Source organism: Agromyces selenitireducens (genome assembly GCF_052748465.2).
This window is the reverse complement of record NZ_CM188259.1, coordinates 386338-398964: the sequence shown is the minus strand read 5'-3', so window position 1 is coordinate 398964 and position 12627 is coordinate 386338. Positions and strand designations below refer to the sequence as shown.

The window sequence follows — 12627 nt, the reverse complement described above, 5'->3', positions numbered from 1 at the left end:
GTGGTCGGTGGTCATTCCGTCACGACGCTCGTGCCGCCCGAGAACTGCGAGAGCTCGAACACCACGAACTCGGCCGGCTTCACGGGCGCGACGCCGATCGCGCAGCGCACCTGTCCGGCGTCGATGACCTCGGCCGGGTTGGTCTCCTCGTCGCACTTGACGAAGAACGCCTGGTCGGGGGTGCTGCCGAAGAGCGCGCCGGCACGCCACTGGTTCACGAGGAACGCCGAGATCGACCGGCGGAGCTTGCCCCACAGCGCCTCGTCGTTCGGCTCGAACACCGCGAACTGGGTCGCGTTCAGGATCGACTTCTCGATGAAGTTGAACAGGCGCCGGATGTTGACGTACCGCCAGGCCGGGTCGCTCGAGAGCGTCCGTGCCCCCCACACCCGGATGCCGCGGCCCGCGAACGCGCGGATGGCGTTCACGCCGATCGGGTTCAGCAGCTCCTGCTCGGTGCGGGTCAGCTGCGTCTGCACCTCCACGGCGCCGCGGATCACCTCGTTCGCCGGGGCCTTGTGCACGCCGCGCTCGTTGTCGTTGCGCGCCCAGATGCCGGCGATGTGCCCCGACGGCGGCACGAACCGGTTGGTTCCGGTCACCGGGTCGAGCACCTTGAACCACGGGTAGTAGAGCGCGGCGAACTTGGAGTCGTAGCCGGCCCCCGTGCGGCGCCACTCGCGCACCTCCTGGGCGGAGAGGTCCGGCGGCGGGTCGAGGATCGCCATGCGATCGCCCATGAGCTCGCAGTGCGCGATGACGGCCAGCTGCACCGCCTTCACCGTCTCGAGGTCGATCGCGCGCTGCTCGTACGCCGCCATGAGGTCGGGCACGGCCACCATGGTGACCTCCTCGACCTCCTCGAGTCCGCTGAACCCCGTGCGGTCGGCGGCATCGCCGATGTAGTTGCCCGCGTTGAGCCCCTCGAGCACGATCGGCTGCTCCTCCGGCTCGGGCACCGCGAGGTCGAACGTGCCCGTCCGCGGCGAGACGCCGGCCGACGCCGCGTCCACCTCCTCCACGGTGACGAGCTTGGATTCCGCCGCGATCTTCGTCACGACGTACGCCGGGCTGCTCGGCTTGGGCGAGACCTGCTCGTACACCTCGGGGCTGCGGCCCTCGGCGGTGACGACGACCTTGAACGACCCCTCCTCGGGCGACTCGCCCTCGGGCTCCGCGATCTCGACAGAGATCGGCTTGGCGTTCGGCGAGGCGTTCTTCGCCGTGAAGACGTAGTTGCCGATCGTCGCGGTCTGCGGGCCCGCGGCGAGCTGCTTGGGCTCGCTCCGCTTGCCTCCCCGACCGCCCTTGCCGGACCCGTCCGACGCCGTGCCGATGCGAACGACGTAGCAGTTGCCCCCGCCGTTCAGGAAGTAGCCGTACACCGAGTACGCGAGGTAGGCGCCCGGATACAGGCCGCCGAAGGTGTCGACGAACTGGGTCCAGTTCGACACCAGGGTGGGCGTGTTCTCGGGGCCCTTCGGGGCCATGCCGATGAACGCCGCGACCGCGGTGCCGACGCCCTCGATCGGCCGCGTTCCGGCCTCGATCTCCTCGACGTAGACACCTGGAGACAGGTATGTGGGCATCGGATGCTCCTTCGCTGGAGTGCGTCGCGTGCATGCGTGCTTCCAGCGTCGGCGAGCGGATGCCATTGCGGGCAGTCTTCCGGTGCGTGCGGCTGGGTAGCCGTGGCTGCGCGATCGGGCACGTTCGCGGCGACCGCCCGCGTCAGGAGCCCGATCCGGCTCCCACCTTGATCGCGGGGAGCACCGGCGGTTTCGCATTCACCCGCGCGAGCTTCTCGGTGACGTCGAATGCGCCCACACCGTTCGACCCCGCATTGAGATTGAGCCATTCCTCGATCGCATACACGCGCCCACCGACTTGCACTTCGGGATCGCCGAGCTCGCGCAACTTCCGGACGATGAGCGGCCACACGTGCAACGGCGCCACCTCGATGCCCTTGCTCATCAACGCGCGGAGCGATTCGTCACTCGTCAGGTCGATGCCGTTGTACTTGTCCTTCCAGATGGAGGCGGCGTTGATCCTGACGCTCACATCGCCTCGTTCGATTGCGTCGTCGAAGGCGCGTTTCATCCTGGGAACGCAATGGTCGCACGGTGCTCGGTTCATGTCGATCACAATGGGGACTGGGGCACCCGCGGCGAAGATGCCACGGCGGCGTTCTCGTTCGATCCGCCTCAACAACGCAGGGGCGCGCTCTTCGATCTTCAGTTCGGCATGGCCGCCGCGGTTCGTGAATCCACCGGCAGGTCCGAAACGGGTCGCGCCTCCATACGTGACGAATGCCGTCGTCGTTCCGAACAGCATCCGCATCTTGAGCGCGATCGAGAGGACCTCCGCGGCGCTCGTCGACAGGGCGATTCGCTCGGCCACGCTCGCACTCGCCAGAACGGCCGGTGCGCGAGACGGAGAACCGGGATCGAGGAGGAGTCCCTTCAGTCCCAACGGATGAAGTTCCGTCCATACGGCGTGAAGTGCGGCGCGAGCTTGATCCGCATCGGTGAACCGGCGACCGCCCAGCATCTCCCGCGCCTTGGCCTTGACGGCCGGGGGCGAGAGCCGACCCGAATGGTCCGCCTCTGCGCCGGTTCGCCTGCCGCTGAGCCTGTCCCTCGCCGACTCCGCCTTCCCCTTCACCCACGCCTTGCCCGCCGCGACCTTCGCCTTGACCCGGGTCGAGATGCCCTTCAGGCCGCGGATGATGGGGGCCGCGAGCTTGAGTCCGGTCTTGATGACGGCGTCGAGCGCCTGGTTGACCGGCTTCTGGATCGACTTCATGATCGAGCGGATCTTCTCGCCGATGCCGCCGATGCCGAGGACGCTCGCGATGAAGCCGATGAGGATCGGCACCATCTGTCCGAGCGCGTTCTCGATCTTCGCGACGACGGCCGAGACGTTGCCCTTCGCGATGTCCACCACCCCGTCGATGACGGTGTTCACGAACTGCGCGATCCTCGCCGCGTTGTTCACGAAGAACATGACGACGTCGTAGATGAGCTTGCACGCCTTGATGAATGCGGCGGCGGGATTCAGCAGGCTGATCAGCCACGTGATGCCCGCCGTGATGATCCGGGTGATGACGAAGTCCTGGAGCTGATCCATAATCATCGCCTTGACGTCGCCGATCTTCTCGACCAGCTTGTCCCAGAGGCCCGCGACGCCCTGCTCGCGGATCACCTGGAAGATCTCCACGCCCTTCTCGACCGCCGCCATCGCCTTCTCGCCGATCTGCCTGACGAGGCGGCTGCGGATGTTCATCCACGTGAGGCCGAAGACCGACGCGAGCAGCTTCACGACGCCCTTCAGGTCGAAGGTGTCCGGAAGTTCGATGCCGGCGTCGCCGAGCTGACCGAACAGCCAGCCCATCAGGCCCTTCCTGAGGTGCGTGGCGATGTTGGAGAAGAACCGGTCGATGCCGCCCTTGATGCCGCTGATGAGGTTGCCGAGGAATCCGACCGGGTCCCCGATGATGTCGCCGACGACGGATGCCGCACGCGCGAGCGCGTTCCTGAGCATGGCGGCGAGCTGGCGGATCGTGTTGACCACGGCCTTGATGGCGCCGATCGCCTTGTCGACGAGGCCGCGGTTCTCCGCCTGGAGGGCTTCGATCCGCTCGTCGAGTCCCTTGCGCGCCTCGACGTACTTCGTCGCGAGCGCGTCGACGACGGCGTTCTCCTTGTCCTTCACCTCGCTCTCGAGCTGGTCGAACCGGTCGCCGATCTCGGCGGCCGCGTCGGATCCGACCTTCCGGAGGTCGCGCGGGAGCGACGTGACGTACGAGGCGATCTCCGCCCGACCCTTGGCGATCCGCTGCTTCGCGGCGATCAGGTCGCCCCCGACGATGTCCGCGACACGGGAGATCACGCCGTCCATCTGCGTGAGGTAGAGCTCCCGGCCGGCCTCGTAGAACTCGTCGACCTTGGCCGGCATGCCGACGAGCTTGTCCTTCGCCCATCGCAGACCGCCGAGCCATCCCCCGTACCGGTCCCGCTTGTACGCCGACATCTTCGCCGCGACGTACGACTCGAACGAGGCCCTCGCCCTGGCCTCGCCCTGCTCGAAGGCCTTCTCGACCTTCGGGTCGATCCCGTCGAGGATCTTCCTCACGTCCGTCTCGGTGGCGGTGAAGATGCCCTGGATCCTCGTGGTGACCTCGGCGCGCTTCCGCTCGTCCTCGGACTTCGCCCTGCCCTTGTCGGCGACCAGCCCGGCGATCGCGGCACCCTTGGAGCCCTGCATGCCCTGCACCCCGGTGGCGGTCACGGCGGTCGCCTGCGCCCGGCCCTGGGAGAGGGTCGCCTGCTCGCCTGCGCGATACTCGGCGGGCGCCGAGTCGGCGTGCGCGGCAGCCGTGCGCTTCTCGGCGAGCGCGCCCTCGAAGTCCGGCTCCCCGGACTTCGCGAGTTGCGCGTCGGTCACGCCGGCGTCGGTCATCTCCCGATCGACCTCCCGCTTGCCCGCTTCGAGATTCAGCTGCTCGGGTGGCGCCGGCTTCGGCACGGCGCCCGCCGCCGGAATCGGCACGACCTGGCCCGGGTGCTCCGCGGCCATCGGCGCGACCGGCTTCGCCACGGCCTTCGACGAGTCCGGGGGCGCCTCCGTCGCCGCCTCGATGTCATGGACGGACGCGTCCTTGCCCTGTGTGACGAGCCCCTTGACCTCGCCCTTCACCTCGCCCGCCTTGCCGGACTTCGCGTAGTCGTCGGCCTCCTTGAGGGTCTTCGGCGACTTGGCCTCGATCGCGGTCTTCACGGCCGCGATGAACGCCTTCCTGTCGAACGTGCCGGGTCGCTGCGCATCCATCGTGTCGGCCTTGGCGGCCTTCGCCTGGCCCGCGAGGTCATCGCTCGGCGCGACGGCGGCCGCCTGCGCCTCGTCGGCCTTCGAGGCGGCGGAGGGATGCGAACGCTTCGCCGAGGCGAAGCCCTTCACGTTCCCCCTGACGCGCGTGAACGCGGGGTCCTCCGCGGGCTTCACGCCCGGTGGCGGCACCGGCGGACGCAGCAGCATGTCGCCGGCCAGGTTCACCGGCGCCCGTGTCGCGGCCGGGCCGCCTGCGCCCGCAGCGGGGACGCGTGGCGTCCGCCCCCGTGCTCGGCCCCCCGCCGCCTTGCGCTTCGCGGCGGCGGCCTTTCCGAGCGGTGAGATCGGCGGCACCGGTTTCGGTGGGGGGACGGGCTTCTTCGCCGCGACGGCGCTCGGACCGAAGCCCGTCAACCTGACCGCGAGCTCGGACGCGGGCGGCTTCGTCCCCTCGAGATCGACGGGGATGCCGGCGGCCTTCGCTCGCTCGAGCCCGCGCTCGACCCGCTCGACGTCGGGCTCGCCGCGACGCAGCTCGACGAGGGCGCCGTCGATCTCGACGATCGCCGCATCGCCCGGCCCGCGCATCCGCGCCGCGAGCAGTGCACTGACGGCCGAGTTGCCGGCCGCCCGCTGCAGGGCGAGCATCGCAGCGCCCGGGCCCCGCTCGCCACCCCGGCTGCCCCCGGCGCGTCGCCGCCCGACGGCGAGCGCGTCGACCATCGCACCCCGCGCGTCGCTCGCCGAGCGGCGAGCGTGGTTCGACGACGGCGCGATGGTCATCGGCGCCCGACCGTCACGATCGGACGCGGCGGGCCCGGGTACGGCGCCATGGCCCCGCGCGGCTCAGCCGGCCGCTTCCTCCTCCTCGGGCGCTTCCTCGCGCTGCACGAACAGGCCCTGCACCTGCTCCTCCTCTTCCTCCTCCTGTCGCTGCACTTGGGCGGGCTCGCCCATCACGCGTGCGGCGTTGTCGGATGCGGCCCGCTCGAAGCGGTCTCCGGGATCGCTCACGCTCACGCCGCCGCCCGCCGGCGTGCCGTCCACCGGACCGGAACGCTGCTGCACGACGTGTGTCAGCTCGTGCGCGAGGGTCGTGCGTCCCGCCTGCGACGACGGGTCGTACGCGTCGCGCTGGAAGACCACGTCGCGGCCGACGGTGTAGGCGTGCGCCCCGACCGACTTCGCGGAGGCGCTCGCCGCGGCATCCGTGTGGACCCGGACGTCGCCGAAGTCGTGGCCCATTCGCGCCTCCATGTCCGTGCGCACCGACGGCTCGAGCGGCTCCCCGCCGGACGAGACCACGTCGTGCACCGGCGAGCGCTGCTCCTCGACGAGGTCGCTCACCGCGCCGTTGCCCGCATCCCGCTGCAGCCGCAGCATCCCGGCGGTCCCGATCACGTCGGCGCGTCGTGCGGCGAGTCCTGCCGCTGATGCGGCGCCCGACGCCTCGCGCGCGGCCTCGGTCGCTCGTCGGCTCACGGCCGGGTCGATGCCGTCCCACTCGTGTGCGTGCATGGTCCACCTCCACGATCGCCCGATTCCATTGGACCGCCGTGCCGCGCGCGCCGCACGGGGTCTGCCCGTTCGGGCAGCCGGATCCACCCGAACGGCCACGTCCCGGGCACGGTCACGGCAGCACCCCACGTATCGCGTGAACACGGAGCGCGTGCGCCCGCGTCGACGGCACGCCGTGTCATCCGGTGTCCACCTCGACCCAGTAGCGCCCGAACTCGCTCTCGAGGAGCAGTCGTCCGAGCTTGCGGTACTCGCGGTGGACCGCGATGATCAGGTGCTTCATGCGCACGTCGGCCTGCTCGGCGGCCGCGAGGTAGGCCGCGGTGACGGCGGCCGAGCGGATGGCGCCGCCTGCGAGCTCGAACGCCTCGCCGAGGAAGTCGAGGTCGATGTCGTCGCCGCGGCCGACGCGTGCGCCCAGGCTGAGGTCCCAGAGCCGCGCCCGGTGTGCGGCATCCGGCATCGGGAAGTCGACGATCACGTCGATCCGTCGCGTGAACGCCTCGTCGATGTTGGCGCGGAGGTTCGTGGCGAGGATCGCGAGCCCGTCGAAGGTCTCCATCCGCTGCAGCAGGTAGGCGCTCTCGACGTTGGCGTAGCGATCGTGGGCGTCCTTGACCTCGCTGCGCTTGCCGAACACCGCGTCGGCCTCGTCGAACAGGAGGACCGCGTTCGTGCCGGCGGCGGCCCGGAAGATGCGCTCCAGGTTCTTCTCGGTCTCGCCGATGTACTTGTCGACGACGGTCGACAGGTCGATCACGTACAGGTCCAGGCCGAGCCCGCCGGCGACGACCTCGGCCGACATCGTCTTGCCCGTGCCCGAGTCGCCGGCGAAGAGCGCGACGACGCCGTGGCCGCGCCCGCCGCCGGGCCGCATGCCCCAGTCGCCGAGGACCTGCTCGCGATGCCGGGCGCGCAGCTCGATCTCGCGGAGGGCGTTCATGGGCGCGCTCGGCAGCACCAGGTCGTCCCAGCCGACGCGCGGGGTGACCCGTCTGGCCAGCCGATCCAGCGCCGACGCGTTCTCGGCACGCGCCCCCGCGGCGAGGTCGTCAGCGGTGATGACCCCGCTCGACGACAGCCCCGCCTGCGTGCGCGCCGTGATCGCCGCGCGACGCACCTGCTCGGGCCTCAGCCGGAACTGCGCCGTCGCCGCGACCACGTCGATCCCGTCCGCGACGGGCCCGAGCGACCGCAGCCAGAGCGCCGACCGCTCCTCGGTCGTGGTGGGCTCGACGTCGGCGATGGCCGGCAGGTCGCGGAACCAGGCGGGATCCCAGGTGGGCTCGCCGACGAACACCGTCGGCTGCGGCGAGGCGGCGAGCGTCTCGATGAGCGCCGGCGGCGTCTCCACGGTCACCGGGGCCGCCAGCAGCACGCCTCGACGCAGCCGTGCCTCGCGCACCGCCAGGCGCGCGAGCGTGATCCCGTCGGGTTCCCGCGCGAGTCGGGCGAGGTCGACCGCGACGGGATCGAGGCCGAGCGAGCGGATGGCGCGCATCGCGACCGCCTCGCCGGACCCGGTCGCCGGCTCGCGCAGGTAGAGCAGCCGGATGCCGGTGCCGAGCGCACGGCGGACGCGGCGATCGTCGCCCCATTCGAGATCGGGCGGTTCGCGCAGCACGCCGTCGAGCGCGCGATCGGCGGTGTCGTCGCCGAGGAGGTGCCCCACGACGCGGTCGGGCACGCGCACGGCCCGCCCCGGCAGCGGCCGATCGTCGTCCTCGACGTGCACGAGGCCGCCGGCGACGAGCGGTCCGGAGATGAGCCGCGCCCGGTCGGACGCGCTCGTGAGCGGCACTCCGCAGAGCTCGAGGGCGACCGCGACCGACGGCCGGTGCCGTCCGACGTCGTCGTTGAGGTACCCGAAGAACCGCTCGAACCGCGGGTCGAGGTCGGCGGCGAGCGCGATCACGAGCAGGTCCACGTCGATGGCGCCCAACCCGAAGGCGTCCGCGAGGATGCGGAGTCGGATGTCGCGGCCGGCCGCTGCGGCGAGGTCGGCCGCCTGCTCGCACTCGGCGAGGCGGGCCGAGGCGTCCGACCAGTCGGGCACGCCCGGCACCCCGCCGAGCAGCCGGTCCACCATCTCGTCGCTCAGGTACAGGCCGCGGAATGGGTCGTCGGGGTTGGGATCGCTCGAGCGCCGGAACGCGACCAGACGGCGGATCCGGTCCTCGATCGCCCCGAGCCGACCCAGCAGGTGCGCGGTGCTGGGATCGTCCACCACGTCAGCGCCCCCTCGGAGCGGGGCGGTGCCGCGAGTCCGCACTTCCGGTCCCCATGTCCTCGAAGGTCGCGGCGACGCCGTCGGTGACGGGCGGCCCGACCGCGTAGGTCACGTCGCGGCTGACCGGCGCGGTGATCACCACGTCCAGCGACGGCTTCAGCTCGCCGCCGAGCGACGACCACACGTCGGCGAACGCGCGGTCCTCGGGCGGCGGCTGCGCGATGGTGAGCGAGCACGGCAGCCCGGTCTCGGCGAGAATCTCGACCACGAACGTGCCCGGGATCGCGTCGTAGCGCAGGAAGCAGCGCAGCAGGGCGTCGAGCAGCCGGTGCTCGTCGTCGGGACGCTGCGTCCACGCGGTGACGAGATAGGAGAGCTTGAAGTACCGCGGCGCAGGGGCGCGGGCGGTGACCACGCCGCGCTCGTCCCGCTGCTCCGACCACCCGTACTCGCGACGGCGCACGTCCTCCCGGATGTCGTAGAGGAAGAGGTCGACGGTGGGCGCGTTCCGGCGGGCCGCCCACTCCGTCGTTGGCGCATCGAACGCGATGTCGATGTCGGCGGCGATCCCCTCGGAGGCCTTCACCAACGCCTTCAGCGCATCGTCGATCTCGCCGATCATCGCCCCTCCCGATCGCATGCGGCGGCGGCGCGCGGCGCAGTGCAGGGCGCTCGCCGTCGGACCTTCCGGGGCCGCCTCCGACCCCTCCACTGTGCGGCGGCCGGGAAGCGGCGACCCGTGGTCCGGTGCAGCCGTTCGGGCAGCGACATCCGCCCGGACGGGCAGGCCCGACTGCCCTCAGATCAGGCCTTCGCGCACCGCGTACGCCACGGCATGCGACCGGTTCCGAAGCTGCAGGCGCGTGGTCACGTCGTGCAGGACGTTCTTCACCGTTCGTTCCGAGTACGACAGCTTCGCGGCGATCTGCGCAGTGTCGTAGCCCTCAGCCACCAGCCGCAGCACGTCGACCTCGCGGGCCGCGAGCCCGGCGAACGTGATTCCGCGTGGGTCGAGGACCGTGCGCTGCAGGCGGCCGACCTGTTCGAGGAGCCGGCCGAGGAGATCCGGCGGCACGGCGCCGTCGCCTGCGGCCGCGCTCGCGACGACGGCCAGCAGGCGGTCCGTCGTCGCCTCGGAGCGTCGCACCAGCCCGACCACGCCGGACTCGACGGCGCGCACGAGCGCCTGGTCGTCGAGGTGCGCCGCGATGAGCACCACGCGGGAGGCGCCGTTGCGGCGCAGGAAGCGGAGCGTGTTGAGCGTCTCCTCGTCGACCTCGTCGGCGACGACGAGCACTACCTCCGGCGCGACGTCCTCGGCCGCGCCGACGACGCGCACCTCCGGCCGCGGCCGCAGCGAGCTCGCGACGCCCGCCTCCGAGATCGGGTCGCGCGCGTAGACGCGCACGGTCGTCCTGGTCATCGGTCCTGCTCCCTCTCCCTGGTCTCCTCTTCGTCACGGGCGAAGCTGCCCCGGAGGCACTCGGGACCAGTGTGCTCGGGCATCCTCTTCGCGCACTCAACACCCGCTCAACGGGCAGTCGGGATGCACGAGCGCCGGACCGCGAGGGCGGGCCGGATGGCGCGGAGCACGCCTAGCCTCGAGGCATGACCGCGATCGAGGCCGGCCGCTGATGGCACCCATGGGTCCCGCGCTCCGGGTGGGCGACACGGCCCTCTGCGCCCTCGTCGACGGCGTCAAGCCGCACGTGGGCGGGCCGATCACGCCCGCGGCGGCCGTGCCGACGGTCCTCATCGGCGGGATGCCCGCGGCCGTCGCCAACGCGGTGCCCGGCGGCATCGTGTGCGTGTCCCCCGCGCCGAACGGCATCGCGCAGGGCAGCCTGACGGTGCTGATCGGCGGATTCCCGGCCGCGCGCCTCGGCGACCTGACCCTGCACGGGCTCCCGATCGCGCCGGGCCCCGGCGCGCCCACCGTGATCATCGGCGGGTGACGCGACTCAGCGCGGCTTGGCGAGCACGCCGCCGATGTACCCGAGGACGGCGCCGAACCAGACGGCGAGCAGGCCCAGCCCCGGGCCGGAGATCATCCCCGCCACCGCGCCCGCGATCACGAGGCCCACGGTGAGCAGGACGATGAGCACCGCCGACTTCCGGGTGAGCCCGCCGGACTGGCCCGTCATGCCGAACGCCATCATCACCGCGAGCACGAGCACGAGCACGCGCGCCCCGGCCTCGACGAGGTACGGCCAGTCCCCCTCGAACGTCTGGAACTGGATCACGCCCATGATCCGCCCGATGGAGGGCAGGTTCACGCCGGCACCGCCGAACCACTCCAGGAACGATCCGACGACGACGAAGAACACGCCGAAGATCACCAGCACCCGGCTCCACGCGGGGCGTGAATCCGGCGTCGCCTGCGTGACCGAGGCGTCCGCCGCGATCGCCTGCCGGCCGTCGCTGGCCTGCACCTTCAGTTCGCGCGTGATCGACTGGCGCGCGGGCGGGCGCGGAGCCTCGACCGCGAGCTGCACGGCCGCGGTCGCGCGGGGCGCCACGACCACCTCCTCCGGGTGGAACCGCAGGGTCGCCGCACCGTCGTCGGAGCTGCCGCTGAGCCGCACGTGCAACGGCTCGAGTCCGCGCCGGTTGTCGACGTCGACGCGCAGGTCGCCGCGCCTCGCGGCGCCCAGGTTGAGGTGCTGCGGCTGGACGAAGAGTGCGGCGGTCGTCATGGGGTCCGGCGTCGCGGATGCCTCGAGCATCCCCTCGGCCTCGGCGTCGGCCTTGCCGTCCGAGGCGATCACCGTGAACGGGCGCATCTCGGTCGATCCGGCCGCGGGCGGGGCGGCGCGGACCCGTGCCCTGGCCGTCACGGCGCCCTCCGGCGGGATCGTCAGTTCCCTCGGGGTGAACGCGAAGCCGAGCCGATTTTCCGGGTCGCGCGCCGAGAGCACGACCGTCCGGGCGCTGTGACCGCCGCGGTTGTCGAGCACGACGTCGAAGTCCGCGTCCGCACCGTTCACGCTCGAGAGGTGGGCGGGTGAGAGCTGGACCCGCAGCGGCGCGTCCACCGGTGCCGGGCGGGTGCGCTGCACGAGGGTGAGCGTCGCCGTGACCGGTCCCTCCTCGTGCTGGCCCGTCACGGTGAGCTGACGCGTGACCTCCGCGCCCGGGTCCGGGAGCGGCGACGAGAACGCCACCGTGAGCTCCTCGACGGCACCCGGCCGCACCGTCAGTCGCGTCCGATCGAATGCGAACCGCACGGCGCTCTCGGGATCGCTCGCCGAGAGCTGGAGCGTCTGCGGATGGTTGGAGGCGTGGTTGTCGAGCATGAGCGTGAACTCGCCCGCCGCGGCATCCTGCAGGCGCAGCAGTGCGGGGCGCGCCGAGATCGCGATCCGCGGGCCGGTGGGCGGTACCGAGATGTCGAGGGATGCCTCGGCCCGACAGGCCGCGTCGGCCTGGGAGACCACGTCGAGGCGCATCGTCACCCGCTGCGCGAGCACCATCTGGTCGCTCTCGGTGGCCAGCCGGATGCCGACCTGGCGGGTCTCCCCGGGCATCAGGTGCGCGTCCTCGGTGGTGACGACGAGCCACTCCGGCGGGTCGACGGGCACCACGTCGTAGCCGTCGACGATCTCGGACGGGTTGGCGATCTCGAGCACCACCGAGGCCGCGGCATCCGGTCCGAGCGTCACCTCCGGGGTCTGCACGACCACCTTCGGCGGCGCAGCGTGCTTCTCGCGCGTCGCCGGGGTTCCGCCGCCGTCCGTGCCGGGCGCGAGCGGCGGCTCGGGCGACGTCGCCTGCGGGTGCGCCGCGGTCGCCGCACCCGGATCCGCGGCCGCGCCGGCGGCGGAGGACGCGTCGGCCGCGGCCGGCGGTGCGTCCGCGTGCGTCGTGCCGCCCACGCTGTCGGCGGTGGCCTCCTCGGGAGCGTCCCACCAGAGGTAGGCGTGGCAGGTCGTGCAGAACCGCTCCGACGCGTCGTTCTCCGCGCCGCAGGTGTCGCATATCCGCACGGCCATCGCCGACTCCTCGGTTCGCACTCGGATCCGCTACCGCGATCGTATGGCCCGAAGGCC

Annotated in this window: 8 protein-coding genes; 1 reads left to right on the top strand and 7 read right to left on the bottom strand. The window is 71.8% G+C overall.

The window, feature by feature from the left end; genetic code table 11:
- Positions 1-11: 11 nt before the first annotated feature.
- The 6 genes from ACULK4_RS01895 to ACULK4_RS01870 all read right to left on the bottom strand — a co-directional run bounded on the left by ACULK4_RS01895 (position 12) and on the right by ACULK4_RS01870 (position 10001).
- Entirely contained in the window at positions 12-1589 is a 1578-nt protein-coding gene (locus ACULK4_RS01895; RefSeq protein WP_445964766.1) for a phage tail sheath family protein, read from the bottom strand.
- 142 nt (positions 1590-1731) lie between these two features.
- A complete protein-coding gene (locus ACULK4_RS01890) occupies positions 1732-5613 on the bottom strand; it encodes a phage tail protein (RefSeq protein ID WP_445964765.1) in 3882 nt (1293 codons plus the stop codon).
- Between the two features lie 63 nt (positions 5614-5676).
- A complete protein-coding gene (locus tag ACULK4_RS01885; RefSeq protein ID WP_445964764.1) occupies positions 5677-6348 on the bottom strand; it encodes an eCIS core domain-containing protein in 672 nt (223 codons plus the stop codon).
- A gap of 178 nt (positions 6349-6526) precedes the next feature.
- On the bottom strand, positions 6527-8578 hold the full coding sequence (locus ACULK4_RS01880) for an ATP-binding protein (protein WP_445964763.1): 2052 nt from the start codon (positions 8576-8578) through the stop codon (positions 6527-6529).
- Between the two features lies 1 nt (position 8579).
- On the bottom strand, positions 8580-9200 hold the full coding sequence (locus ACULK4_RS01875) for a Pvc16 family protein (protein ID WP_445964762.1): 621 nt from the start codon (positions 9198-9200) through the stop codon (positions 8580-8582).
- A gap of 177 nt (positions 9201-9377) precedes the next feature.
- Positions 9378-10001, bottom strand: a complete 624-nt coding sequence (locus ACULK4_RS01870) for a helix-turn-helix transcriptional regulator (RefSeq protein ID WP_445964761.1) — start codon at positions 9999-10001, stop codon at positions 9378-9380.
- 220 nt (positions 10002-10221) lie between these two features.
- Here ACULK4_RS01870 and ACULK4_RS01865 point away from each other — a divergent pair, with 220 nt between their 5' ends.
- Positions 10222-10533, top strand: coding sequence for a PAAR domain-containing protein (locus ACULK4_RS01865; protein WP_445964760.1), 312 nt, complete (start codon positions 10222-10224; stop codon positions 10531-10533).
- A gap of 6 nt (positions 10534-10539) precedes the next feature.
- Here ACULK4_RS01865 and ACULK4_RS01860 read toward each other — a convergent pair whose 3' ends face one another.
- Complete coding sequence (locus ACULK4_RS01860) at positions 10540-12570, bottom strand: COG1470 family protein (protein ID WP_445964759.1); 2031 nt, start codon at positions 12568-12570, stop codon at positions 10540-10542.
- Positions 12571-12627 lie beyond the last annotated feature (57 nt).